The organism is Herpetosiphon sp. (assembly GCF_003512625.1).
In the GTDB taxonomy this organism is placed as follows: Bacteria; Chloroflexota; Chloroflexia; order Chloroflexales; family Herpetosiphonaceae; genus Herpetosiphon; species Herpetosiphon aurantiacus.
The window spans coordinates 26,294-52,636 of the sequence record NZ_DOPT01000080.1 but is presented as its reverse complement, the minus strand read 5'-3'; the positions used below and the strand labels follow the sequence as shown (position 1 = coordinate 52,636).

The 26,343-nt window shown below is 49.0% G+C and carries 18 protein-coding genes and 1 tRNA gene; 9 read left to right on the top strand and 10 right to left on the bottom strand.

Features of this window, described 5'->3' with window-relative positions; translation table 11 throughout:
* The first annotated feature begins 729 nt into the window (after window positions 1-729).
* Window positions 730-2,259, top strand: a complete 1,530-nt coding sequence (rny, locus tag DEF47_RS17300) for a ribonuclease Y (protein WP_012192313.1) — start codon at window positions 730-732, stop codon at window positions 2,257-2,259.
* Window positions 2,260-2,425: 166 nt separating this feature from the next.
* A complete protein-coding gene (locus DEF47_RS17295; protein WP_012192314.1) occupies window positions 2,426-2,776 on the top strand; it encodes a stage V sporulation protein S in 351 nt (116 codons plus the stop codon).
* A 93-nt stretch (window positions 2,777-2,869) separates the two neighbouring features.
* On the opposite strand, the gene DEF47_RS17290 is transcribed toward DEF47_RS17295, so the two are convergent.
* Window positions 2,870-3,166, bottom strand: coding sequence for a hypothetical protein (locus DEF47_RS17290; protein WP_041304961.1), 297 nt, complete (start codon window positions 3,164-3,166; stop codon window positions 2,870-2,872).
* Between the two features lie 188 nt (window positions 3,167-3,354).
* On the opposite strand from DEF47_RS17290, the gene DEF47_RS17285 reads away from it, so the two are divergent.
* The 4 genes from DEF47_RS17285 (at window position 3,355) to DEF47_RS17270 (ending at window position 7,374) form a co-directional block, all read left to right on the top strand.
* Window positions 3,355-5,010, top strand: coding sequence for a protein kinase domain-containing protein (locus DEF47_RS17285; protein ID WP_012192316.1), 1,656 nt, complete (start codon window positions 3,355-3,357; stop codon window positions 5,008-5,010).
* Between the two features lie 118 nt (window positions 5,011-5,128).
* Window positions 5,129-6,139: a LacI family DNA-binding transcriptional regulator gene (locus DEF47_RS17280; protein ID WP_012192317.1), complete on the top strand. Its 1,011-nt coding sequence runs from the start codon at window positions 5,129-5,131 to the stop codon at window positions 6,137-6,139.
* 11 nt (window positions 6,140-6,150) lie between these two features.
* Complete coding sequence (locus DEF47_RS17275; RefSeq protein WP_012192318.1) at window positions 6,151-7,104, top strand: PfkB family carbohydrate kinase; 954 nt, start codon at window positions 6,151-6,153, stop codon at window positions 7,102-7,104.
* A gap of 196 nt (window positions 7,105-7,300) precedes the next feature.
* Window positions 7,301-7,374: transfer RNA gene (locus tag DEF47_RS17270), tRNA-Gln, on the top strand.
* Between the two features lie 106 nt (window positions 7,375-7,480).
* Here the strand turns inward: DEF47_RS17270 and DEF47_RS17265 are convergent.
* The 5 genes from DEF47_RS17265 to DEF47_RS17245 form a co-directional block, all read right to left on the bottom strand.
* A complete protein-coding gene (locus DEF47_RS17265) occupies window positions 7,481-8,698 on the bottom strand; it encodes an MFS transporter (RefSeq protein WP_012192319.1) in 1,218 nt (405 codons plus the stop codon).
* Between the two features lie 8 nt (window positions 8,699-8,706).
* Entirely contained in the window at window positions 8,707-9,402 is a 696-nt protein-coding gene (locus DEF47_RS17260) for an SGNH/GDSL hydrolase family protein (RefSeq protein WP_012192320.1), read from the bottom strand.
* Between the two features lie 238 nt (window positions 9,403-9,640).
* Window positions 9,641-9,931, bottom strand: coding sequence for a GlsB/YeaQ/YmgE family stress response membrane protein (locus DEF47_RS17255; protein WP_012192321.1), 291 nt, complete (start codon window positions 9,929-9,931; stop codon window positions 9,641-9,643).
* Between the two features lie 163 nt (window positions 9,932-10,094).
* Window positions 10,095-10,397 (bottom strand): hypothetical protein, encoded by a 303-nt coding sequence (locus DEF47_RS17250; protein WP_041304963.1) that lies wholly within the window; start codon window positions 10,395-10,397, stop codon window positions 10,095-10,097.
* Between the two features lie 1,069 nt (window positions 10,398-11,466).
* A complete protein-coding gene (locus DEF47_RS17245; protein WP_041304966.1) occupies window positions 11,467-17,493 on the bottom strand; it encodes an RHS repeat domain-containing protein in 6,027 nt (2,008 codons plus the stop codon).
* Window positions 17,494-17,927: 434 nt separating this feature from the next.
* Between DEF47_RS17245 and DEF47_RS17240 the strand changes: the two genes are divergently transcribed.
* From DEF47_RS17240 to DEF47_RS17230, 3 genes are all read left to right on the top strand, one after another.
* Window positions 17,928-19,799 (top strand): hypothetical protein, encoded by a 1,872-nt coding sequence (locus DEF47_RS17240; protein ID WP_012192323.1) that lies wholly within the window; start codon window positions 17,928-17,930, stop codon window positions 19,797-19,799.
* A 71-nt stretch (window positions 19,800-19,870) separates the two neighbouring features.
* Window positions 19,871-20,578: a metallophosphoesterase gene (locus DEF47_RS17235; protein WP_012192324.1), complete on the top strand. Its 708-nt coding sequence runs from the start codon at window positions 19,871-19,873 to the stop codon at window positions 20,576-20,578.
* Window positions 20,579-20,733: 155 nt separating this feature from the next.
* Window positions 20,734-22,620, top strand: a complete 1,887-nt coding sequence (locus tag DEF47_RS17230; RefSeq protein WP_012192325.1) for an endo-1,4-beta-xylanase — start codon at window positions 20,734-20,736, stop codon at window positions 22,618-22,620.
* 83 nt (window positions 22,621-22,703) lie between these two features.
* Here DEF47_RS17230 and DEF47_RS17225 read toward each other — a convergent pair whose 3' ends face one another.
* The 4 genes from DEF47_RS17225 to DEF47_RS17210 are packed head-to-tail and all read right to left on the bottom strand — an operon-like array spanning window position 22,704 to window position 26,237.
* Window positions 22,704-23,354 carry a CDP-alcohol phosphatidyltransferase family protein gene (locus tag DEF47_RS17225; protein ID WP_012192326.1) on the bottom strand — a complete coding sequence of 217 codons (651 nt, stop codon included), beginning with the start codon at window positions 23,352-23,354 and terminating at the stop codon, window positions 22,704-22,706.
* Window positions 23,355-23,372: 18 nt separating this feature from the next.
* Entirely contained in the window at window positions 23,373-24,491 is a 1,119-nt protein-coding gene (locus tag DEF47_RS17220; protein WP_012192327.1) for a glycosyltransferase family 4 protein, read from the bottom strand.
* Window positions 24,492-24,498: 7 nt separating this feature from the next.
* Complete coding sequence (locus DEF47_RS17215; RefSeq protein WP_012192328.1) at window positions 24,499-25,467, bottom strand: ParB/RepB/Spo0J family partition protein; 969 nt, start codon at window positions 25,465-25,467, stop codon at window positions 24,499-24,501.
* On the bottom strand, window positions 25,464-26,237 hold the full coding sequence (locus DEF47_RS17210) for a ParA family protein (protein ID WP_012192329.1): 774 nt from the start codon (window positions 26,235-26,237) through the stop codon (window positions 25,464-25,466). Before DEF47_RS17210 ends, DEF47_RS17215 begins: the two co-directional genes overlap by 4 nt.
* Between the last annotated feature and the right edge of the window lie 106 nt (window positions 26,238-26,343).

Below are 26,343 nucleotides of genomic sequence, written 5' to 3'. Positions count from 1 at the left end.
GCTGGCATCCATCCATCGATGAATCAGCCTATCCGTGGTTCGTCGCAGCAAACCTACCCTTGTAAGCATCCCCTCTCCCACTGCGGCGGGCGAGGGGCGTTCCACTGTTCATGATGCGCTGGTTCCCCCTCGCCTCGCGGGCGGGAGAGGGGGCTAGGGGGTGAGGGCATGAACAATACCAGCCAATCCATCCTGCCCTCATAAAAACTACCTCCAAGCCTGGCTTTGATTAAAACTTTGTAACAATCGCCCTAAAAACTGCCAAAACTTCCAACAAATGTGCCGTTTGCTAGCGAGCAATCTAGGCTTTGAATGAATCATTCATGGCCTGAATTGGCGTTTTAGCGCGGATTTTAATTGATAAATGTTGATAATTGTTAGGAAATAATTTCACAAAAAAGCTATGTTCAATTAAGCATAATGATCATAAGGCTCCCCGCAATTGCAGCAAGTTTAGAGAAAAATGCGCCTAAATGGAGAGAATCTAGAGAAACTTGGAGAAAATATCCCCCGTAAATCATCCCACATAAAGGGGATATAAAACTGCTCATGGTGTAGGATCAGAGGGATAACACCAAGGGATGAATCTGTATCACGTATCAGCTTGACACTACCTAGCAAAACGTCTATGATACGGCAGGAAACGGAATTCTTAGCAAACCCTTAACACAGCTTATCATCGTGCCATTTCGTCGGTGAACCTTAACAATTGAGCCAGGAGGAAACCCTGTGGACTTTATCCTTCCAGCTCTGGCTTTACTCATTGGCCTAGCTGCAGGCGCAGGCGGTGCCTATGTTTGGTTAACGAAAAAATCTGGTGTAGCACTGGCCCAAGCTGAAGCAGCAGCACAACTACAATTAGAACAAGCCAAGACTGAGTACAAACAATTGCAATTAAAAGCCCGCGAAGAACAACAACACCTGCGGGAAGTTGGTGAAAACGAACTCCGCGAAGCCCGCTTACGCTTGCAAAAACAAGAAGAACGGGTCAATCGCAAAGAAGAAACTCTCGAACGTAAGCTCGACCAAACCGAAAAGCGCGATCGCCAGTTAGGCCAGCGCGAGCGAGCGGTCGAAAACTTACACAGCGAAGCCGAACGCCTACGCACAGCTCAACAAGCTGAGCTAGAGCGGGTCGCAGGTCTCACTAACGAACAAGCACGTGAAATTATTCTCTCTCGTGTTGAACAAGAAACCCGTGCCGAGGCTGCTCGCCGCATCCACGAAATCGAAGCGGCAGCAAAGCTCGATGGCGATCGGATTGCACGCAAAATCGTTGGGTTGGCGATCCAACGCTGTGCATCAGATTATGTCGCCGAAATTACTGTAAGCACGGTACAACTGCCCAGCGAGGAACTCAAGGGTCGGATTATCGGGCGCGAAGGGCGCAATATTCGCGCATTCGAGCAAATTACTGGTGTCGATATTATTGTCGATGATACGCCCGAAGCGGTCACACTCTCGTGTCACGACCCAGTACGTCGTGAAGTAGCCCGCTTAACCCTGAACCGATTGTTGAAAGATGGTCGGATTCACCCCGCCCGGATTGAGGAAGTCGCTGATAAAACCCGCCAAGACCTTGAGCAAATAATCCGCGAAGAAGGCGAACGCGTGGCCTACGAAGCCAACGTCCAAGGCCTTCATCCAGATCTCTTGAAGATTCTGGGGCGGTTGAAATATCGTACTAGCTACGGCCAAAATGTCTTGCAGCATTCGTTAGAATGTGCCTTTTTGGCAGGAGCGATGGCAGCAGAATTGGGTGCCAATGTGCAGGTTGCCAAGACCGCAGCGCTGCTCCATGATATTGGGAAAGCCATTGACCACGATGTACAAGGGCCGCACGCGTTAATCGGGGCTGATATTGCCCGACGGCTTGGCCGCAACGCGGCGGTAGTTCATGCAATTGCTGCCCATCATAACGATGAGGAACCTCAAACTGTTGAGGCTTTTCTTGTTCAAGCCGCCGATGCCATCTCTGGTGGTCGCCCAGGCGCACGCCGCGAGACCATCGACTTGTATATTAAGCGGCTCGAAGCTCTTGAACATGTCGCCACATCGTTTCCTGGTGTTCAACGGGCATTCGCAATTCAAGCAGGCCGGGAAGTGCGGGTTATGGTGCAACCCGATGCGCTTGATGATCTTGAAAGTATTCATTTGGCCCGCGAAGTGGCCAAAAAGATCGAGAGTACCCTGCAATATCCAGGTCAAATCAAAGTTACCGTCATCCGCGAAACCCGTGCGGTTGATTATGCACGGTAAGCATAGGGCGAGGCTCTGTGTGTGAGGGAGGGGGCAAAGATGGTTTTTGTACCATCGTGGGCATGCGGCTTGGCAAGTCCGTGTTCATCGCCCTCCCCCCTCAAACCGAGAAGGCGCGATGCGTGCATGACAGCAATCTCTACCGTTCCTTTTCAAGGAGGCAGCAATGGCGTATCAACTTGATCGCTTTAGCAACGACGACCAACGGACCACTTCAGCCGATGCTCCCAGCAATGCTGGCGCAGTACACAACGATGCCGAAGTATTAAAGGTCTCTACCCGTTCACGCCCATCGGCTGTTGCCGGGGCCATTGCCGGAGTTATTCGCGAGGCGGGCCATGCCGAAGTTCAATCGATCGGCGCTGGCGCAACCAATCAGGCGATTAAAGCGGTAGCAATCGCTCGCTCGTATCTGCAAGAAGAAGGAATCGATATTGTGTGTGTGCCTTCGTTTATTGATGTTGCCATCGATGAAGAGGAACGCACCGCGATTCGCTTATTAATTAAAAAAGGCTAAAGCAGGTTGAGGCGGTTGCAGCCTAGGCAATTGCTGTTGGCACTAGCAAACAAGGCGATTTAGCATCAGCTAGATCGCCTTGTTTGGTTTAGCTTACATCTGAAAACCACCAGGGTTCTGGATTTTGTTGGTGAACCAGTAGCGAAAATCAGCAACATGGCGGCTGAGCTTGGCACTCAATTCTTGCCATTCGTTGCTCTGCATAAACGAGCGTAGTTCGATTTCTTCATCCGAGGTTATCCCGAGGATCATTTCGGGAGCCTCAGGCGTACCACCCAACGAAAGCCAGGCATCGCTGATCGCGCCATGCTTCATCAGAGCAGGAACAAACTCACTCGTGACATACTCAAGATGAGCTTGCTCGCGGCCTTCTGCTATATTCCAACTCATCAGTAGTTTTATCATAGTTCTATTGTAGCAGAATTCACACCGATTCGGCGCGTTTGGCCTAGCTGCAAGCAGCCATCTGGCGCAGGGTCGTGGGTTGCGAAATAGGCCTGATTATCCATTGCATTGACCCGCATGGTTGGTGTAGGCTAGGGCTATTGGTTCTCTTGGCTTAGCGATAGGGTGGCACTATGACGATCAACTGTTATGCATGTCAAACCGTTGTGACAGCAACGGATGTTCGTTGTTCGCAATGTCATCAGCCCTTGCTGCTACGCAATCGCTACCGCGTCAAAGGGTTGCTCGGTCAAGGTGGGTTTGGGGTGGTCTACGAGGCCTTTGATATCGATTTAGCCCGTCATTATGCGATTAAATTGATTACTGCCAACTCGCCAGCTATGCGCGAACAGGTTAATGTCGAAGCCCAAATCCTGGCTCAGCATGCCCGCCAACTGCCATTTATTCCCGAAATTTACGATATTTGGAGCGATGGCAACGTGATCGCGTTGGTGATGGAGTTTATTAGCGGCACAACAGTTGGGGCATTAATTGATGCCCACGAACGCATTGCCCCTAATATTGTCGAGCATTTTCTAACCATTATGCTAGGCCAACTAGCGCAATTGCATGCGCTCAATATTATTCATCGCGATATTAAGCCCGAGAATATCAAGCGTACCGCCGATGAGCGTTTGGTGTTGCTCGATTTTGGCATCGCCAAACGCAGCCAAAGCACGGAAACCGCCGCCAAAGCCTTTTCGCTATTTTATGCCTCACCTGAGCAGACCCGTGGTCGAGCAACCGATGCCCGCTCCGATTTGTATAGCCTTGGCGCAACTGCCTACCACATGCTGACTGGCCATGCGCCAGTGCCAGCCGAATCGCGGATTTCAGGCCATGTACGGCTGCGCTGCCCCAGCGAATTGGCCGATAATGTGCCAGCAGGCTTGGATGCGCTCATCTTACAATTGTTGGAGACAGATCCAAATAAACGGCCCGATTCGGCTAAAGTTGCTTTGCAATTGCTCAAACAACCAAGCAAAGCCACGGCCAGCACCAACGAAAACAATACTGTGCGCAGGCCGCGCGTGGTTTCGAGTGCAGGCCAAGCCACCATTGCGCTCAATGGAGCCAAGCTGCCGGAAGTAGCTCACGTCAAAATCAAGCCCCGCTGGTATGCGATGGGGATTATGAGTTTGTTAATTATTGCTGGCCTGATTGGTTGGCAAGTGTTTATGACAATGCAATCGGCTGGCGCAGTCGAAGCAACGCCTACATCGCCAATTATTGCAATTATTAATTTGCCATCAAGCACGCCCACCGCTACCAGTGTTCCTGCCACCAGCGAGCCCACCGCTGAGCCAACCCTCGAATTACCAACCGCCGTGATTCAGCCAAGCCCTGAGCCAACGCAAGTGCCACCAACCGCTGAACCAACGCCTGAGCCAACCCCACTTGCCCCCGAAATTAGCCAACTGGCCGATTTGATCAACCAATTTCGCAGCCAAAATGGAGTTGCCCCACTAACCTTGCAACCGCAAGTGCAGGCCGTGGCGCAAGCCCACAGCAGCGATATGGCCACCAACAACTATTTCAGCAATTCCAATCAGGTCGGCCAAACCATTGGCGATTTGCTGCGCCAAGCCAACTATATCGCCAGCTTCTGGAATGTGCATATCAGTGCAGGTCATAGCACACCGCAGGCCGCCTTCAACGCATTGATCAATGATCCGGCCTTGCAAGCCGAGTTGCTCAACCCCAATATTAGTGAGTTTGGCATCGGTCATGCCCAAAACGCCCAAGCAACCTACGGCCACTATTGGACAATTGTCTACAGCCAACCCTAAGCTATCGCCCTTTTGCATGGCCTATGGTATGATTTTTCGCACACGCTTGACAAGCTGGCTATACTCAGGATAAGATGCTCTGGAAGCGTTTCCATGGCTCATTGGAGAGTACAAACCCATGGCATATACGATTAAAGATGTGGCGAAACGGGCGGGAGTTGGCATTGCAACCGTTTCGCGGGTGCTCAACGAATCGCCCAACGTGCTACCAGAAACTCGTGCCAGAGTTTTGGCAGTGATCGACGAGCTTGGTTATCGACCAAATCATGCTGCTCGCCAACTGGTAACCGCCAAAACCAATGCGATTGCGATTATTCTGCCCTTCCTTACGCGACCATTTTTTATTGAAGTGCTGCGGGGCATCGAAGCGGTTGTGGCCAATTCTGAATATCAGTTGATTATTTTTAATGTTGACTCGCCGGAACAACGCACGCGCTATTTTAATACGCTGCCATTTTTGGGGCGTACCGATGGGCTGTTGATTGTTTCGTTGCCTTTGGCTCAGCCTGAAATCAAACGCTTGCAAGCGGCCAATTTGCCAGCAGTGATGATCGACACTCAAGTTGCCAATTTACCATCAGTGGTCGTTGATAATGTGGGCGGTGCATTCAAAGCCGTCGAACATCTAATCAGCCAAGGCCATCAGCGGATTGGCTTTGTTTCGGGTCAGTTGGAACCAGATTTGGGTTTTACCGTCAACCGCGATCGGCGGCGAGGCTACGAGGCTGCTCTCACTGCGCATCATCTGCCATTGCAACCTGAATATCTGCGGCCAGGCTTTGATCGGCGCGATTGGGGCCATCAGGCGGCGCTTGAATTGCTGGCATTACCTGAGTCACCGAGCGCTATTTTTGCTGCCAACGACGATTTAGCCTTTGGCGTGATCGATGCTTTGCGCGAACGCGGCTTGAAGGCAGGCGAAGACATCGCCGTGGTTGGCTATGATGATCTCGAAATGGCGCAGTTGGTGGGTTTAACCACAATTCATCAGCCAATGGAGCAAATGGGCCGTAAGGGAGCTGAGGTTTTGCTGGCCGCGCTGAATGAAGGCACACGCCGCCCAACCCTCTATACCTTGCCCGTTAATCTGATCGAACGCGCCAGCAGCAGCAAACTCAGCCAAGCATAACGGGAGTTGCCATGACACAGGCTTTATGTCTCGGTGAATTATTGGTGGATTTTGTGCCAACCGAAGCTGGTTTAGGGGTTGCCAATACACCGCTCTGGCAACGTGCTGCTGGTGGCGCTCCCGCCAACGTTGCGGTTGGCTTAGCACGCTTGGGCATTACCAGTGGCTTTTTGGGCATGGTCGGAGCCGATTCGTTTGGCGATTTTTTGGCTGACACATTGGCTCAGCACAATGTCAATATCCAAGGTCTGCGCCGCACTGAGCAGGCTCGCACAGCCTTGGCATTTGTGGCGCTGCAAGCCGATGGCGAACGCGATTTTATGTTTTATCGCCATCCCAGCGCTGATATGCTGTTTGCACCAAGCGATCTTGACCCACGCCAATTTGCCAATGTTGAGCTTTTGCATTTTGGCTCGATCAGCGCCAGCAACGATTTGGGCTACCAAACCACCTTACGTGCAATTGAACTAGCACATGCCAACGGTGCGGTGCTCTCGTTTGACCCTAATTTGCGGGCAGCGCTTTGGCCCTCGTTGGAAGCAGCGCGGCGGGTGATGCTCAAGCTCTTGCCATTAGCCCAAATCGTCAAACTTAGCCGTGAAGAAGCCGAATTTCTGACTGCCCTCGCAGATCCGTTGGCCGCTGCTCAAAGTTTATGGCATGAACGCAGCCAAGTGATTGTCGTGACTGATGGCAGTGCAGGCTGTTGGTATCAAACTGCTGCTAGATCGGGCCATGTAGCCGCGCCCAACGTGCAGGCAATTGATGCAACCGGCGCTGGTGATAGCTTTGTGGCCTGCTTATTGGCCCAATTAATTCAGCATCCCAGCTTACCCGCTGATCAAACTAAATTTGAGCGGGCCTTACAACGGGCCTGTATTGCCGGAGCCTTAGCGACTCTTGTGCGTGGTGCAATTCCAGGCTTGCCTACCGCTCAGCAAATTGAGCAATTTCAGCAACAATAAAATACCCCATCCGAATAATCGTCGGCATTGCAAGCTTAACAACGCAATAGACGACCAAGCCAAGGAGTTTTTGAGTTGCCTAAAACCCTGCTGATCTGCCGACCGCCGAAAGATACGACTTTCGTCCGATTTGCAAAAAAGTAGCACCTATGCTATACTATCAAAGTCAACGGAAGCGTTGAAGATAACTCGGTGATGGCGGATCGTCTAAAGGTAGGACAACAGTTTTTGGCACTGTTTATCTAGGTTCGAATCCTGGTCCGCCAGCCAACAAAACTCAGCAGCAGTGCTGAGTTTTTTGTTTAACCTTGCTATTTTGGCCTAACAAAAAAGGCTGGCGTATTACCAGCCTTTGAAGCATCAACCACCCTGATATTTACATTGGTGGCTTGATGCCGCTTGAGGCTACGCTAACTGGATGTTCCTCTTTGACGTTGACCCGATCGATTCCGGTCATCATTAAGCCCAAGAGTGCGAGCACCAAACAGCCAATCGTGCCAAACAAGGCTTGGTCGCTATGTTTCGCACCAACCATGGACATTACGCCGCCTGTGAGCGCAGGCCCAACAAAACTGCCAAGCCCATAGCAAACCGTAAACATGCCGCTAGCACCGCCCAATTTGGCTGGTGGAACCCGCGCTGCTAACACAGCCAACCCAATTGGATAGAGCGTGCCAGCGAATGCGCCCAGCAACATCCCGAGAAATAGGGTTAGCAAGAACGGTGGGTGCAGGGTCGAGAACAAGGCTGCCGCCGAAAGGAGCGATAACGAGCCAATTAGTAATGGCCGATAGCCATAGCGATCAAGCATTCGGCCAATTGGCACTTGGGCCACAATGTTGGCAATGACCGTTACCGAAATCAGCGTACCCAGCTCCCAGTTGCTATAATTGAGGGTTGGTAGCAATGAAACCAGCGACAACGTGCCATAACCATACAGGAAGGCAATCGCCAAAGGCAAAATTAATGGGCGGGTGATTTTAAAGCTGACACCACCACTTTCCTGCTCTGTATGATGAACATGCGGTTCTGGCACAACCAAGACCACAATCACGGTCGCGATAATCGCTGCCGCGACTGCTACCAAAAATGGATGGACAGGGTTTTTGGTCCATTCATAAACCGCTGTGCCGATGATTGGACCTGCTGCTGTACCACTGGCCAGCGACATGCCATAGACGGCGGTGTTATGCCCTCGTTGTGCAGGCGAACTAACCCGACTGACATAGGTTTCAGCGGCAGTCCAAACACACGACCAACCAATCCCCTCGAAAATCCGCCACATGAAAAAGAGCGGGATACTATGCGTCCAAGGCATTGCCAGCATAGCAACGGTGTAGGAAATTAAGCCAACGATCAAAAATAGTCGAATGCCAAATTTATCGATTGTGCGGCCAATCGGCATGCCAGTTAGCACAAGGCTGGCAAACATCACACTGGTGCTCAAGCCCACAATAAATTCATTAGCGCCGTTTTGCTCAAGTAAATGCGGAATCAACGGGTTGATGATCCCAATTCCAAGGGCAGTAACCGCAACGCAGAGATAAATTGGCCACATTGGATGACGCACATGCGTCGAAGGAACCTGCTGCATAATACTCCTCACGCTATTGCCCGCAACCCAGTTGGCCAGGTTTGGGTAATTACGGAGATTTCTTCATCAACAATCGTTTGGATGCCTTGGATATTTGGGTGAATGTTGGTAAACCAGCGTACATCATGGCCATGAATATGATCAAGCGCTGGCCCCAACACCGGAAAATCCTCATCGACCGAGCCAAAACCACGCGCCCGTAGATCCCAGTTGCCTTGTTGGGTTTCACGCTTCATGCGTTCGAAAATATCGACCACCGCATAGCCACGCTGCTGGGCAAGTTTGGCAATCATCCGATACACTGGCTCTAGCTTGGAGTTGCGATCAAAGGCATAATGCGCCGGATAATCGACGTAAATGCCTGTTTCCAAGATGATTTTGGCTTGAGGATAATCGCGCTCAAACAAATCGCAAAGCTCGATCAATTTGGCTTCGAATGGCCCAATGCCGTAGCGCTTGCGATCATTCACGCCATAACGCACAATAATCAGATCGATTTCGGGATAGCGAGCCATCGTGCGATCGTAGCGCTTGAGAAAATCCTCGGTTGCTTCGCCATCTAAGCCTTCGTTATGGACAAGCGTTTCGTCGGCAAAGACGCTACGCAAACGGGTTTGGAGCAAGGCATCGCCACGCTGATGTGGCAACGCATACGAACAAGCAACGGTACAATCACCAACTTGCAAAACCAACGGGCCAGCCATCCAGAACCTCCGCCGAAACGTTGATATTTGCGGCATCCACAGCAAACATCACATACGGCAGTATAGCGTTCTCGCCTAGTTTTGACAACTTTTAGCATGACATAAAACAAGTTTTTCGGCAACCAAGCGTTGCTACAAAGTCGAAACTCATCAAATGCTCATTCTGATCGCGATCAAAAAAAAGCGCCCTGTCATACGACGACAGAACGCTTGAAGTTTGTTTTAGCTGAATGATTTTTTAGATGCGGCGACGGCGAGGAGCACGCATAAACGAAATCAACAAAGCAAACAAGGTTGCGCCGATGATCGACCAGATAATCGGAAACGGTTTGCCTTCAACATTAAAGGTCAACAGTTCGGGCAAGCCTAAGTTGGCAGCCAACCACGAGCCGAGCAATGCGCCAATAAAGCCAACCCCAATTGAGGCCAACAAACCGCCCATGCTATAGCCCGCAATTGCTTGACCAGCTGCACCACACACTGCCGCAATCAACAACATCAACAATAAGCCAATAACTGAGAATTCCATGGTATTTCCTCCTGAATATGGTACATATCATTGGTTTGGTTATCTGGTGTTTTATAAAAGCAAAAGTTGTGCCATGAGTCAGGAGGAGACGAGATACGCTGTTAAATGGTGCAGGGTCTGAGGCTTGAATTAAGCAATGTAGAAATTTTTACATCCTCTAAGATCATTGCCAATGTAAAAAATGGAACAGCGAGGAAGCAACATTGAGCATTACTGCTACTACTAAGAACATAAATGGCAGCGATTTCCATTTTTTAATGATAATAAACGAATTGATGACGGCGATAGCATAGGCCAGCAATGTTAAACTTAATATGCGTACTAAAGGCTCTATTAATATCCAAAATGCAATGAACATTGAGAATGGTAGGGTTAGCATCAACGAGATTGCATTGACGATTAATAGCAATCGTCGTAATTTAATATTGCTTGGAACAATCTCGGCTCTTTCTACAACATATGACATACATCGATCCTTAAACGTTGTTCCTTACGCCTGATAATCCCCAAAGCATCTATCAACTTCAAGCTGAAAATTATCTAGGAGAGCAAATCGAACGACATAACGATCCAGTTGTTATGACAGTATACAATATGCTCTACCTTATCAGACCGAAGCTAATTAAATTAAAAACATAATAATGCTAATAACAAAACAGATCAGTGAGCTTATAATAAGTGTGATATTGGCAATAATATGTATTTTCTTCTGAAGCAAAAGACTTAAACCCATTAAACACAATCCGATTGCGCAAAAAATGTAATTCCAAGGGGTAGCATTCACAATAACCTGATAGATTTGCATCATTCTCGCCGATAATGCTGCGACTCCGGCGATCAAGTTGATTGTGTTGAGTTGCTTCTGGTTCATCATAACTCCATTCAATTCAGTTCATAATCCGAACTCGTGGATTCTAGGCCAACGTGCGAGCAAGGCTGCTAAACACTTCGTTTGTAGGCATTTATATGATAGTTGCTACAAAGGTGCAATATCAGCAAGGCTAAAATGCTAGAACATGCTCAAGGATTTTCAATAATTTATGATAGCATCCCTGTTTTTCTATAAATTCTGCATAGTATTGAATTGAAAATAAATAAATCGGTTTAATGAAGTAAAGCCTGAGCCGTAATCCTATCAATATAACTTGATTTACAGAAAAATAGTTGTGTTATCTATCAAATATAGCAAGTTATTGAAACAATAATACTGTTTAGATCAGTATATCAATGTATTTCCTGTGAAATTGTATGATATTATATTGAATTATTAAAAAGAAATTACTATTTATTGATTTATTGTTATTTTAATGCATATTATATTTAATAGTCAGGAAAATAGCAAAATAATACGTAAAATTTCAATATTATCTATAATCATAGTAATACTTGATATTGATAACATTGTATCCCATAAAACGATTTTGAGGGATTCATAGTTTATATTCCCGTATAAAAAGATAGAATAAGTTGGTTGAGATCTTATAAAATCTCAACCAACTTGTTCTATCTTTGATTAGAAGCCCTTAATATTCAAATTACCACCATATATAAGGTATCGTTACGATAGGCATCCCTCTAAGGTCGTACATAGCGTAGATCTCTAGATGACCACCTAAGAATGCCGCAGCACCTAGTACCGTTGCTCCCGTGAAAAGAATTGCAGCTACAGCAAGAGCTATGTATACCCCGTAAGGCCCTCCCATTTTTGCTGCAGCAAGAAATGCGCCAATAGCACCTGCTGAAGATGCCCCCATTAATATGAGATTCGCAATTTCCTTTGTTTCTTCTGGAGTAAATATAAATCTACACTGCCTCATATGATCCCAGCAACTTACACTCCAATGTCCGCTGGGATCAACAAAACGTAAAGGATTATTTACTACATAGCTGTAACGATTTAACGTTTGAGCATTTTGTGGCCCCCACTGATGTTTTTCATCTTTCAAAGCCTCTTCGTCAAGTTGGAAATGAAAACCTTTTGTAGCTGTAAACCTTAGTTCTTTGCTATAATCCAAAGCAAATTTCTTCTCATGAAAATCAACTGTTAGAGGCCGATGAGCTAATTCATCATCATACCCCAGTGTTTTCGTAGATCCTCCCTTGCTATCTTCTTTGCCGGGTACAATACTATCCGCGCTAACAAAACGGGCAATTGCGGCATCGTAGTAGCGAGCATTGTAGAACAACAAGCCGGTGCCATCATCTTTGCGTTGGCCGGTATAGCCAAACTCGGTGCTGGTGAGGTTGCCGCTGCGGGTTGCGCCCCATGGATCATAGCGTTCAGCCTCGATCACCGTGCCACTGCCATTGGTAATTGCCCCAACTGAGCCAAGATGATCAGTATGGAGATAGATCACACTGCCACGATTGCTGGTGGTTGGGTTGCCTGTGGTTGTCCGAGCTGCAACGCCATAGTTGGAAATAACCTTGCCATCGCTCCAATATTCAACGCTACCGATATAGAGCACACTCTTAACAGTGCCACCCGTGGTAGTGGTTTTCTTGATGCGGGCATTGTTGCCATCATACTTGTAGGTTTCGGTGACGGTGCTGGTACTGATTTGGGTTGGTTGGTTTTCGATATTCCAGGTATAGCTGCGGCCACCGCCGCTGAGCATATTGCCGTTGTTGTCGTAGGTATAGCTTTGGCCACCAACGCTGGAAACCGCGTGCGGTTTGCCATTGGTGTAACTATAGCTTAGGCCAGCTTTGTTGGTGATATTGCCAATCGCATCGTAGCCATAGCTTTGATTGAAGGTTGCGCCCCCAATACAGACGCTACTGCTGGTGCTGCTCACGGCGCAGGCATTGGTCACGCGATCACGATGATCATAGCTGTAGCGCATAATTTCATTGGCGTTCAGGGTATCTTGCGAGCTGATCGTGCGCACATTGCCAGCAAGATCATAGGTAAAGTCGCGGCGGAAACGCTCTTGCAAGGTGGCAATATCGGCGGTGACCGTGCTCGTCAAGCGTTTTGAGAGCGGGTCGTAGCTATATTGGGTTTGTAAGCCGTTATTCAAGGTTTCGCTGGTTTTTTGGCCAAGCGCATCGTAATTGACATTGACTTGGAAGATTTCGCCGAGGCTTGATGCTAGGCTGGTTTGGCGGCCTGCCGCATCATAGCCATAGGTCAGGATTTCGCCAGTTGGATAGGTTGTGGTCACTTGTTGACCATCGGCACGATAACTGTTAAGGGTGTTATAAGTCGTGCCATCAACCGTTTGGGCAATTTTGTTGATTTCGCTGCGAGCTGTATACCCCCAGTTACTGCTGCCACTGGCATCGGTCATGCTGGTCAATTGACCTTTGCCATTGCTATGCGCGGCATCAAATTGATCGTAGCTATAGCTGGCAATCGTGGTTGAGCCTTGCTTTTTGGCGGTCAAACGGTTGAGCAAATCGTATTCGAAGCTCAAGGTTTGGTTTTTGGCATCAATTTGGCTGAGCAGATTACCATCAACATCATAGCCATAGCTCCATGCACCCATATCAGGGTCGCTCATGGTCAGCTTGCGACCCAAAGAATCGTAGGTCATGCTGGTGATGTTGTTATTGGCATCGGTACTGGTGATCAACAAATCGAGTGGGCTATAGGCATAGGTAGTCAGGCTATAGCTGGCCCAAGCATTGGTGTAGTTGCCAGCACAGCTAAAGTCGCTGAAGAACGCCCATGTCGTACAATTGCCACTCAATTCTTGCACTTGGAGCAAACGGCCAAACTCATCACTGCGATGTTGGGTGCGATAGCGATTGGGGTCAATTGTATCGACCACGCTCAGGTTGTTATATTGCCAATAGCGTTTGGTGGTTTTGGCACCATCAGGCGTAGTCAAGGTCAACAAGCGCCCAAGGCTATCGTAGGTTTTGGTTGTCCAATTAACCCCAGTGCCAGGAATGGCGGTATAGATCCAGAAGGAACCACTGGTTTCATTGACATAGCGTGGTTGTGATTCGTGGGTGACTTTGTTCATGCCATCGTATTTGGTATCAACCACAATATTTTGGCTGCCATCCATACTTTCTTGTTTGGTTTGAATTTTGCGACCCAAGCCGTCGTAGAACTGGCTGTTGATCTGAACACCACCCAAACCACTGGCTTCACGGGTTTCCGTCCAATAGCGGAAAGGAATCGCGCTATCAACATAATGGGCTTTGACCGTGGGCAAGGCGCTGGTATCACCTGGTTTGATCAAGGCGACCATGCGGCCAAAGCTATCGTATTCCGCGTTGGTCACATTGCCATTGGCATCGGTAACGCTGGTCAAGGTGCCCATGCGATAATCATAGCCAGCACTTTCATTCAACACCAGGCTATTGGTATTGCCGGTTGGTTGGCTGACACTGGTTGAGAAGGCATGGAAAATCGAATCGTAGGTTGATGTCACCGTGCTGCTGGTTGCGCCATTGCCAGGAGCGCTGAAGGTCGTGGTTGTTCCATTGAACAAGCGCGTGCCTGCTTGGGCATAGGTGGTGACGGTGGTTTGATTGCCATACGCATCGTAGCCAAAGCTGGTATCGCTGCTGACGAGGGTTAAACCTGTCGTGCTGGTCGCTAACGGCACATTGCTATACTTGCGGGTCAAGGTCAGCAAGCCCCGCGTGCCAACGGCTTGGGTCGTCACCGCACCATCATAGCGGTTTTCAGTCAAGGCCAACAACCGATTTTGCCCATCGCGGATGATCTGGGTCACCAAGCGATCAACAATATAGGCGCTGCTGGTATTCGGCGCATAGGTATTGCTGGTTGAGCGATAGACCGCGCCACTAATATCTAACTCTTCAATTTTGGTGACATTGCCATACTGCACGCCGCCTTGGCTCGCTGGGTCGTAGTAGTATTTCGTGCGGTTGACGGTTGCCGTTGGCCCGCCCGCAGGAGCTGGATCATAATTGACGCTGAATGATTCGTTGGTGTAATCGAATGAGCGCCACAAGCCAGCAAATGGTGATACCGAGAAGCCGTAGAATTCAATAATATAGTAATTCCCGCTTTCACGCAGCATCGTACTGGTGGAACCTTGGCGCTGAACCGTGCGATATTCCTTACCTTTTAAGATTTCGTTATTGCGAATATTGATGAAACAAGCATCTGTCTCCATCTGCGAGCCATAGACGGCGGGAGTACAGTTGGCATCGCCTTGATAGAAATAGTGGTCAGTTTCATTGCCATTCGGATCGCGCTCGGTAACCTTGGCATGACCACGGAACTCAGTGCGGGCTTTGTGCACCAACCAGCTGCTCATATCGGTATTGTTGCGATACTTGTTGTAATACAAGACTGCTGAGTTGGCATAGACTTGGCCTGAACTATCGTTGCTATCAAGTGCTGACCCAAGCGTATTTAACGCAGGGTTGGTATAGCTATAGTTCGTGGTGTAATTGTTGCCACGCCCATCATTCAGGGTTTTGCTACTCACCCGTCGATAATTCGCATACAACGTTTTGTTAATACTTTGACCAATATTTTCATAGGCAAACGTGATCGTGCCACCTTGCCCATTATTGACTTGGGTCAAACGATTCCATGCCCCATCAGGGTAGTATTGGGTCGTTCCAGGACTTGTGCCATAGGTAAAGGTTGTTGCTGGTAGCGCAATGGCGGTATTTGGATCAATCGGAAGGGTAGTTGACCCGCTTTTCCCGACTCGTTGAATGCTCTTTAAGGTCAAGCGTTCGCTGTCAGAATCAATATTAACCGTGGTATCGGCATAGGTGGAGTAGTCGTAACCCAAAGAATATTGGCGAATCAGTTCCCATGCACTATTGGGCTTGCTAGAGACGTTGATCGTATCGAGTTGGCGCGTTTTGCGTGGAGCGCCATTGCTGTCGCCTAATTGGTTGCCCGCCCAATCAAAGTCGAGGTCATTCGTGCGAGCTGAACTATTGAAATCAACCTTATAGCGGTCGATTGCACCGGTGCCACTATTGGCTCCCCAGGTAACACTGGTTGGCCAAACTTCACGATCAACCATCCCAACGATCCCGTTACAGGTGCTGCGTTGTTGGCTATCGCGGCTATAGTTGTAGGTAATCACATTATTGTTGACATCGGTGATGCTGCTGAGCGACCATTGATAGGTTTCCATGCTGGCAGCCCCATCGATCTCACAGGTATCCCAGCCCCACCAAGCATCTTCAACAAATTCATACTTGGTGCCATCTTTTGACCATACCCGCCAGCCATAGCGTTTCAGTGGTGTGCCATAACGGCTCCCACCACGGCTCGCGGTTGAATCGCCTAATTCAAAAGCGGTGACTTTGGCAAAGGTTTCATTGACCGGAGTCCAAGTCCAGTGCGAAAGATTGGCCTCAACGGGTGACCCAACCAAGGCGGCACCACGGGTCACATCAAAAGCCATGCCATTGAAGGTTAAGGAATAGTAGGTGCGGCCATCGGCAACTTTATTGGCCGATACCGACCCCATCTCCAGGCTCCAATCACGCCCAACCCAACCAGCTTGGCTGAGTATGCGTTGGCCACCTTTGCCATCGCTGCTGCTACTGTTGTAGCTCAGCGCAATATCAGGCTTGATGCCACCTGGGCCAGCAGGAACGTCAATTGGATAAGAAGAGGTTGCGGCTCCAGTGTACAGGCTGGTTTGCCAACCTTGCAAGCTTGGCAAGAAGGCTTCTGAGGGCGAAGAACCATCAGTTAATTGGTAGTTGCCGCCAACCGCAACCCGTGCACCAACACGGCGATTTTGCAGGTCAAGCGTGGTTTCGACCGATTTCCAAGTCTTGGTGGTTTCATCGTAAGCCATCAAGGTCAAATCAGAGGCCGAAATGCCAAGTGCTCGTAATTGCTCATCGGTATAGCGAAGGTTCAGCAGCATGTCACCCGATTTGGCCGTGCTGGTAATCCGGAATGGCGGTAGGCCACGCTTGCTATTACTGGGAACATCCGTAACGTTGGGAGTGAGGGTGAGGGTTGTATCGGCAGTAGGCTTAGCAATCGACACTTCAATCGCATTATCGGCAGTGCGCAAACTGGTTGCAGTACTCCCACGACTGGCGGTGATGGTTCGGGCTTTGCCTGCGGCCACAATCAATGTGCCTGAGCGTGATCGAACTGGTTGCTCAAGTTTGGTGGCACTCAACGATGCGGTGGTCAAGAGCGTTGCATCGGTTGTTGCATTAACCCGCACCTGAACCCGCATGGTTTGGCTGGTTCGGGCTGCCAGTGCGTCGATTGACCATTCCCACGCGCTGCCATCTGCTACAAGCTGGTCGGTGGTCAGTGGGGTCGTATTCGCAGGAACTGGCAAGCGGATGAGAATGTTTGTGCCAGGAATGTCGCCAACATTGGCCAAATTGATCGTGAGACCAAGGGTTTGACCAACGCTCACAAAGGCTTGATCCGCCCGCAAATTTAGGGCCAAACTCGGAGTGGTGCGTTCACGCACGCTGGCAACCGGTGGTACATCAGGTGTTGCTGGTGGCGTGTTTGGGTTGGTATCGCGAGATTGAGCGGCAATTGGTGATGCTGGAATGGTCGAAGCAGTCACCGCAGCTAATAACGCCCCTGAAACTGTGCGTTTCAGACGTGATGATAGTGTCATAGGTACTCTCTTGGTAAAAGTAAACACATCAAAGAAACCTAGTGCATGGCATTATGCAGCTAAGCAATGGCGAACAAACCAAAGCACGTTAAACAATCGCTTAAACGATCGTTCAACAGGTTCTTATTTAATTGAGATTATTTGGAATACAAAGAACTCTCTGTTCTCAGTAGCGCTTGATGCTCTCAACATCAACCGCATGCCTCATGTCGAGGACATAACCTTTACCTACATCTCAATTATCTCGTTAAAACGCTATCCTCCAATCACAAATTACTCATCGCAGTGATTATAGCAAAAGATTAACAATTTGCAAGGGTTAATTCTAACAAAATACTAACCTTTTGCTAGCATACGATTAATCAATCAAGTAATCGAGATCATACGGTACAATTTACTCTGTTTGCTTGGTTATTGGTGACAGAGGTTGGTTTATGCAGTTCAAAAGGTTCGTATGGGTTAGCCTAGGGTTGGCTGGACTCAGCTTGATGCTCTTGGTTGGCAATACACTCAGTTTACGGCTATTTGGCCAAATTCAACAGATTGATGTTGGCAATTGGGGCGACCAAAATAATGTTGCTGGCGGCTTCGAGCAAGAACAAAACGCCCTCGGTGAAACCTACCGTTGGACTCAAGCCGAGGCTACGATTCGGCTTCAGGGCTACGGTTCGGCTAGCTCACGCTTGCTTAGCTTAAAAATAGGTGGCGTACCAAGTAGTTTGCCAGTTACCGCAACCATGCAGGTTTCGACTAATTCCGCTAGTGTGGCCTTGCCACTAACCCAAACTGCTCGTCACTATCACCTGTTGATACCGCCAACCTACCAGCCCGATTGGCAGGTTCGGCTCAATATCCCAACCCAACAAGTTTTGCCCGACCCCCGATTTTTGGGGGTGCGGCTTGATCATGTGCAAATTCAAACCCCAAGTATTGCTTGGTCAAGTGTTCATTGGCACTTATTAATCGTGCAATTGGCAATTATGAGTAGCCTTATTGGGGTATTGTGGTTTTTAGCTGCTGATTGGCCGACAATTGTTGGTATCAGCGGCATAACAATCTTGGTGCTGGTAACAATCACTGGTAAATTTGTATTGGTGGCATGGGCATGGCAACTCCGTTTATTAATTGTAGCTGCTGCTACAACGCTGTTAGTTGGCTGGCTCCGTTCATTAATTCAGAATCAGATTAAGCATTTACTAAAACCGTATGAATATCGGTATTTAATTATATTTAGTGTTATTAGCTTTTTCATTCCAGTAATGAGTATCCTATTTCCAAATTTTGGCTCACATGATCGGGTAATTCATGCTGATCGTTTAGGTCAAGTTGCTCAAGGCTCAGCATTATTATTAGATAAATTATATGAATTTCAGGGCCGCGAAACCATTACCCCAACCACATTTTATCTATTAGCACTACCACTAACTGTATTTTTTAATAATAATGGATTAATTATTGAAGGATTGTATACATTTTTGCATGCAAGCAGTGGGATTCTTTTGGCAATAACCTTATTACGCTGGAAGGTTCGGCCTATACTTGCACTTGCGGCAATGATTTTAATCTCAGCAATGCCAATTCAAATGACAATTTTATGGTGGGGTTTTGCCCCTCAAATTGTTGGTCAGTGGTTGATTCTTGTATTTTTGGCTGTTTTTAGTTTTCAATCGACTCTTCGTCCAACCATAATCAGCATTGGGATACTCAGTTTGGCTATCTGGATGCATAATGGGGTAGCACTTTTAGCAGGAACCTGGATCGCTAGCTATTGTGCATTAGGCTATTGGCGCGATCCTGCCCAACGTAGGCATTATTGGGCTTGGTTTTTAAACTTAATAGGAATCAGCATTTTTGGGTTGTTGGCAATTTATATTGATCTTTTTATGACAACAGGTACAACCCAACAACAGGTATTGGGCTTGACTGAATATCTGCCAGCAGTAATCAATGGTTTATCTGCAAGCTTTGCGCCAATTGGAATTATGTTTGTAGCTATTTTCGGATTATTACCATTTCTCCAATTAGAAAAAAACAAAAAAATCTTGCTTATTGCTAGTGGATTAACATTTCTATTGTTTTTGGCCATTGATATCGTGTTTGGTGTACAGGTACGTTATAGCTATTTTATTCTGCCATTCCTATTGATGATTGGAATAATATTTATCGATCAGCGATTAAGCATCATTCCATATGTCGAATCTGTGATTATAACGCTAACACTGCTTTGTTATGGCTATAGTTTGTATAGTTGGTACGATGCAATTATCTATGGCGTAAAGCCTAGTTTGCTTGGGCTAACCCACTAGCCTGCTAAGCTTCGATCAAGCGAGCTATGCTACAATAGCAGCTTAGGACAATCTGCTAGGGCTGATATATTATGCGAATCTGGGCTATTGCCGACTTGCACCTTGCTGGCGGGCAGGATAAACCAATGGATGTCTTTGGTGCTCATTGGCGCAATCATGCTGCAACCATCGCTAAGGCTTGGCACGAATCTGTTGCTGCCGATGATTTGGTATTAATCGCTGGCGATATTTCATGGGCCATGCATCTCAACGATGTTCGCGCCGATCTCGCTTGGATCGAGGCGCTGCCAGGCAAAAAGGTGCTGTGTAAAGGCAATCACGATTATTGGTGGAGCAGCAAAAATAAGGTTCGCGCTATCCTACCGCCTTCATTGCAGATTGTCGATTGCGATGCAGTGGTTGTCGATCAGATTGTGGTCTGTGGTACGCGTGGTTGGGCCGTGCCAGGCGACCGCGATTTCGATAAAACCACCGATCAGCGGATTTATGAGCGTGAGCTTGGGCGCTTAGAACGGGCTTTGGCCGGAGCACAGGTGCTGGCCGAGGAGGCGCGACCAATCTATGTATTGCTGCATTTCCCGCCTTTCCGCGATGGCCAGCCAACCGAATTTGCCAAACGCATCGCCGCCGCGAATGCCCATACCTGTGTCTATGGCCACTTACACCAAGCCGAACAATGGGCCAATGCCACAACTGGCCATGTCGAAACAGTGTTCTATCAATTAACTGCCTGCGATGCCCTCGGCTTTAAACCACTGCTCTTAACCGACAACCCTTAAGTTTTTCTAAAGATCCGCTTGACAAATCACTGTTTCTTAATATATCTTTACTTTGGGAGCGGTCTCAAAGTAGAAAATTAACCGTGATGCTGCTCAAACGTCATTGCTTTCATCGTACTAGCCTGCCGCATCGCACGCTTGATCAAGGAGGATCGATGAACAGCCGACGACGTTACTGGTGGATAGTGCTGATGTTAGGATTAATCGCGGGACAATTCAGTTGGTGGCAATCGAGCAGCGGTCAAACTAGCCCGCAAACCTTGCGGGCTGCGGCTGGCACGTTTTTAATTGGCAGCGCTGCTGATAGCGATTTTTGGAACTTCAGCGATCGCGCTCAATATGAGGCAATTTTGGGTGGCCAGTTTAATATTTATACCCCAGGTAACCAATTAAAGTGGGATGCCGTGCATCCTCAACGTACAACCTACAATTTTGCTCCGGTTGATCGGCATATTCAAATTGCCAAAAGCTATGGTCAGCAAATCCACGGCCATACCTTGCTCTGGCATCAACAAAACCCCGGTTGGGTCGCCAACCAACCCTGGACAGCCAGCGAACTGACCAGCATTTTGTATGATCATATTGATACAGTGGTTGGTCGCTACAAAAACGATATTGCAATTTGGGATGTAGCCAACGAAGTATTTGATGATAGCGGCGTGTATCGCCGTTCGTTTTGGTATAACACCATCGGCCAAAGCTATGTTGAGTTGGGCTTCAGACGCGCTCGCCAAGCCGATTCGGATGCGGTGCTGATTTACAACGATTACAATATCGAAGAAGTTAACGCCAAATCGAATGCAGTCTATGCCATGGTCAGCGACTTTTTGGCGCGGGGTGTACCAATCGATGGGATTGGCTTTCAAATGCACTTGCTCGGTTCTGGCATCAATTACAACAGCTTTGCCCAAAATATGCAGCGCTTTGCTGATTTGGGCTTGAAAATTTATGTAACTGAAGCCGATGTACGCTTGCAATTGCCCGCGACCAGCACAAGTTTGGCTCAACAAGCGACGGTCTATCAAAATGTGCTTGATCGCTGTTTGCGCCAGCCAGCATGTCAAGCTTTTCAATTTTGGGGCTTTACCGATAAATATTCGTGGGTTCCGAATACCTTCCCAGGTTATGGCGCGGCCTTGATCTACGATGAACAATACAATCCCAAACCAGCCTATACCGCCATTTACAATCGTTTATTGCAAGGTCGGGGCGGCACGCCAACTCCAACCAGTGCCCCAACTGCTACGCGCACCCCAACCGCCCAACCAACTGCGACCAATACGGCGGTTCCAACTAACACGCCGACCAGTAGCCCAACACCCACCCAAACAGCGCCCAGACCAGCGCTGATTTTGAGTGCGCCCAGCCAAGTAACGTTGGGTCAAGTCTTTACCTTGACGATTCAATATGTCAATATTGGCTTGCAATACACCACCGTAACTAGCAGCCCAGCTGGCTTGGTGCAGCTTGATCCACCGTTGAGTATGCCCTGTAAATATAACCAACACCCAACGCAATGCAAAAATATCACCTTTAAAGCAACCGCTTTGGGTACGGTACAATTGAATGCCAGCGCAACTGGCGAAGTGCCAATTGCTGGTGGTGGTTGGGCTTGGGGTTCAGCGTTTGCCCAAAATCCAGTCAGCGTCACCATTGTCGATAGTGTTCCAACCAACACCCCAACTCCAACGCTCACGCCAAGCCCAACCCCAATTAGTGGTGGTTGCCGCGTCAACTATGCGATCAACAGTCAATGGGGCAATGGATTTGTGGCAAACGTGACGGTGACCAACGCCAGCAACACGCCGATCAATGGCTGGGCGCTGAATTGGAGTTTTGCTGGCAACCAGCAAATTAGCAATGCTTGGAATACCAGCCTAACCCAAACTGGCAATGCTGTAGTGGCTCGTAACGCTGGCTGGAACAACCTTATTGCTGCGCAAGGCTCGGCCTCGTTTGGCTTCCAAGCCAGTTACAGCGGCTCAAATGCGATTCCCAGCAGCTTTAGTTTGAATGGTGTGGCTTGTAGCATCGTGCCATAAATAGTCATGCCCTCACCCTGCGTTTTCTCTCGTAGTGGGAGCAGCAGGGTGAGGGCACTAAGTCAAGCCGAGCGTCCTACAATTTACGGTTGCTTACGACTGATATTCCAACGATTGGTTTTTACTGGCTTGGGTTGCGGATTGGCAATTTGTTCAGTCCGCCAAACGTGATAGATCCGTTGAATGGCGGTGATATTGGTGAAAATCGCCAAAATCCATAGCCCAGCCATCAACCAATTCAGAATTAAGCAGGTGCACAAAATTGTGATCCGTTCTGGCCGACCAAGCCAGCCAGTTTCACAAGGAATACTCAAACCTTCCGCCCGAGCACGCGCATAGCTGACCATAATCGAGCCAATGATTGAACAGTATACTAAAGTCAGGGCTAAAGTGGTTGCTCCCACCATTTTAGTATGAATAAATATCAATAAGCCAAAGAAGACGACCGCCTCACTATAACGGTCCATAATTGAATCGAAGAACGCGCCAAAGCGACTACTCTGATTGGTGGCACGCGCCAGCGCCCCATCAAACAGATCAAAAATACTGGACAGAATCAACAAAACGCCGCCGACCTGTAAACTGCCATTCGCCAGCACAGCCGCAACTCCAGCAGTCAGCAAAACACCGATCAGCGTGACCATATTGGGCGTAATTCCGAGCCGACTAAGCACTGGAGCGACAAAGTGTTCCATTAAGCGACGTGCCCAGCGTTTGATGCCGGTGCTATACATAGAGCCTCCTTGAACATCCTAACCAGAGAGAATGCCACGGTAGAAGGCAAACACACGTTGAGCAACTCGATCCCAGGCATAGAGTTGCGCCTTAATTGTACCCGCTTCTGCCATTGCAGCCCGTAATGCTTGATCCTCGATCAGTTGCAGGATCGCAACCGCCAAAGCTTGAGCATTGCGGGCTGGCACCAGCAATCCCTGCACCCGATGATCCAACACATCGCGATAACCAGGATTATCAGCAGCTACCACTGCTGCCCCGGCGGCCATGGCCTCAAGCAAGACGATGCCAAAGCTCTCGCCACCAGTTGAGGGTGCGCAAAAGAGGGTGGTTTGTTGGTAAAGGGCAGCTAATTGGGCCTTGCTCACATAGCCCAACCATTCTACATGGCGAATTTGCCATTGGCGAATAGCCGCCAGAAATGGAGTTGGGTCGCCACTGCCTGCAACAATTAAACGTGCATCAGGGCGAGTTCGTTGCACATAGCTCATCGCTTCGAGCAAATAGCGAAAGCCTTTGCGTTCTTCGTTGAAACGGCCCACAAACAAAACACTTGGGTTGGCTTGGTTCAGCCCAAAGCTTGCTTGCTGGGTGCTGTAGGTCGCTACATCAACCCCATTCGGGATAATTGTATAGTCTGCGGGAAAATAGCGATGGGCAAATTCTTGAGCTGCTGCCGAAACCGCAATTCGTCCATGCAATTTTGGTTCCAAGCGTCGCAATAAGGCCAGAATTGAGGTATAGCCAATCGATCGCGTACCCGCCGCGTGGAAGGTGCCAACATTTGGCACACTTGAACGGCTCAGAAAAGTCGTTGGCAGGGTTGGCGAAAACGGCTCGTGAATATGCGCAATATCAAAGTGATGCGTTTGAAAAATTTGGCGAATTTTAGGGCCAAGGGTTAACGAAAGGCTAACCCGCGCGACCGAACCATTGACCGCGACAGGTGTAACATGGCCAAGTGGAATAAAATCCGGATCAGGCGGCGTGCCCTTGGAATAGGGCGCAATCAGGGTCACACGATGGCCCCAAGCCCGAAAATAGTGGGTTAGTTGATTGACATGCTCGGTTACCCCGCCAGCGTAGGCCGCATCGTATGGCCATACGAGGGCAATATGCAATGAATCGCTGGCCATAGGCTCCTCACAAGGTTTCTCCATTGAGCAATGATTCAATCAAGGCAATCAGTTGCTCATCGGAGTAGAAATCGATGCGGACATAGCCGCCATTGCCTTGGCGTTTAACTTCAACTTTTGTGCCAAGTTGACGGGTCAGTTGATCGACCGCTGCCGTATCGTCAACATTAGGCACGACTGGCTCGGCTGGGATGCTGTTGCGGGTTGGGGCGGCTGGCGTTGGTGCACCGTTGCGCCGCGATGCACGGGGAGCCGCGCCGCGTTGCTGAATGGCGATTCTGGCTTGCGCTGGGGTTTGGCTTTCGTGTTTAATCAACTGGGCCATTTTTTCGGCCTCGCGCACCGAAAGCCGAAACTCTAGAATTTGCTCCATCGCCAAAATCTGGGTGCGCTCATCATCGATCGTGATTAACTGCTTGAGATGCCCCGCCGTGAGTTGCTGCTCCATCACTGCTTGTTGCAAGGGCGAGGGCAATTTGAGCAAACGCAGCGCATTGGTGATCGCAGGGCGGCTTTTGCCAACCCGCTCGGCAATGGCTTGATGGCTCAAGCTAAACTCATCGTGTAACAATTGGTAGGCTTGAGCTTCTTCCAATGGGTTGAGATCGGCTCGCTGGATATTTTCAACCAAGGCCAATTCAAGCCGCTCTTGGGGCGTAACCTCTTTGATGATCACCGGAACTTCGCTTAACCCAGCTTGTTGAGCTGCCCGCCAGCGGCGTTCGCCAGCGATCAACTCATAGCCAGTCGCGGTGCGCGTCACCACCAAAGGTTGCAAAATTCCATGGGTCGCAATTGAAGCGCTCAATTCTTCGAGCGCTTCGGGGGTAAAAATTTGGCGCGGCTGATGCGGATTCGCCTCGATTGATTCGATTGGCACGCTATGTAATGCGCCGACCATTGGCATTGATGTTGTAGGATCAGGGCGAATCAACGCACCTAAACCTTGGCCCAAACCACGTTTTTTGGGGTTCATGCCGCCTCCAGCCTGCGACTTAGTTCATCGACCAGCATGGCATAGGCCATCGCGCCCTTACTCGCTGGATCATACTCGCGAATCGTTTGGCCATGGCTGGGGGCTTCACTCAGGCGAATCGAGCGGGGAACTAAGGTATTGAAAATTCGTTGTGGAAAATATTGGCGCACTTCGGAAACGACCTGCTGGGCCAAATTGGTTCGACCATCGTACATTGTCATCACGACCCCTAAAATAGTCAACGCGGGGTTAAGCGATGTGCGCACCAGATCGATCGTATTTTTGAGTTGAGCCAAGCCTTCCAAGGCCAAATATTCGCATTGCAATGGGATAATGACCCCATGAGCGGCACATAAGGCGTTCAGGGTGAGCAAGCCCAACGACGGTGGGCAATCGATCATAATCGTATCGAAGGTGCTGGCGATCGGAGCCAAGGCATCACGGAGACGGTGCTCGCGCCGATGCTCATCAACTAATTCAACTTCGGCTCCGGCTAGCTCAACAGTTGCTGGCAGCAGTTGCAATTGCTCACGCCCAGTTGCGGTTAACACAATTTCAGTCGGTGCGTTACCTAAAAGCACATCATACACCGTGGCTTTGAGTGCTTTTTTGTTAATGCCCAAACTAGTAGTGGCGTTGCCCTGCGGATCAAGATCAATCACCAATACCCGTTGGCCGCGGGCAACAAGCTCCGCAGCAATATTAACGGTCGAAGTGGTTTTGCCAACGCCGCCTTTTTGATTTGCTACTGCAATAATTCGTGGTTTCATACACTTATTTCACAACATACTATCTCGCGCCGAATTGTACCATACCATCGTCGTTTGGTCTTGTCTATCACTAGAGTATTTTGGGGGAAATTGGGGTTAATTCCAA

Bases quoted from the DNA above. Each gene is read 5' to 3' on its own strand.
- DEF47_RS17295 (WP_012192314.1), top strand. From the start codon at position 2,426: ATGGCGTATCAACTTGATCGCTTTAGCAACGACGACCAACGGACCACT.
- DEF47_RS17290 (WP_041304961.1), bottom strand. From the start codon at position 3,166: ATGAGTTGGAATATAGCAGAAGGCCGCGAGCAAGCTCATCTTGAGTAT.
- DEF47_RS17285 (WP_012192316.1), top strand. From the start codon at position 3,355: ATGACGATCAACTGTTATGCATGTCAAACCGTTGTGACAGCAACGGAT.
- DEF47_RS17280 (WP_012192317.1), top strand. From the start codon at position 5,129: ATGGCATATACGATTAAAGATGTGGCGAAACGGGCGGGAGTTGGCATT.
- DEF47_RS17275 (WP_012192318.1), top strand. From the start codon at position 6,151: ATGACACAGGCTTTATGTCTCGGTGAATTATTGGTGGATTTTGTGCCA.
- DEF47_RS17265 (WP_012192319.1), bottom strand. From the start codon at position 8,698: ATGCAGCAGGTTCCTTCGACGCATGTGCGTCATCCAATGTGGCCAATT.
- DEF47_RS17260 (WP_012192320.1), bottom strand. From the start codon at position 9,402: ATGGCTGGCCCGTTGGTTTTGCAAGTTGGTGATTGTACCGTTGCTTGT.
- DEF47_RS17255 (WP_012192321.1), bottom strand. From the start codon at position 9,931: ATGGAATTCTCAGTTATTGGCTTATTGTTGATGTTGTTGATTGCGGCA.
- DEF47_RS17250 (WP_041304963.1), bottom strand. From the start codon at position 10,397: ATGTCATATGTTGTAGAAAGAGCCGAGATTGTTCCAAGCAATATTAAA.
- DEF47_RS17245 (WP_041304966.1), bottom strand. From the start codon at position 17,493: ATGACACTATCATCACGTCTGAAACGCACAGTTTCAGGGGCGTTATTA.
- DEF47_RS17240 (WP_012192323.1), top strand. From the start codon at position 17,928: ATGCAGTTCAAAAGGTTCGTATGGGTTAGCCTAGGGTTGGCTGGACTC.
- DEF47_RS17235 (WP_012192324.1), top strand. From the start codon at position 19,871: ATGCGAATCTGGGCTATTGCCGACTTGCACCTTGCTGGCGGGCAGGAT.
- DEF47_RS17230 (WP_012192325.1), top strand. From the start codon at position 20,734: ATGAACAGCCGACGACGTTACTGGTGGATAGTGCTGATGTTAGGATTA.
- DEF47_RS17225 (WP_012192326.1), bottom strand. From the start codon at position 23,354: ATGTATAGCACCGGCATCAAACGCTGGGCACGTCGCTTAATGGAACAC.
- DEF47_RS17220 (WP_012192327.1), bottom strand. From the start codon at position 24,491: ATGGCCAGCGATTCATTGCATATTGCCCTCGTATGGCCATACGATGCG.
- DEF47_RS17215 (WP_012192328.1), bottom strand. From the start codon at position 25,467: ATGAACCCCAAAAAACGTGGTTTGGGCCAAGGTTTAGGTGCGTTGATT.
- DEF47_RS17210 (WP_012192329.1), bottom strand. From the start codon at position 26,237: ATGAAACCACGAATTATTGCAGTAGCAAATCAAAAAGGCGGCGTTGGC.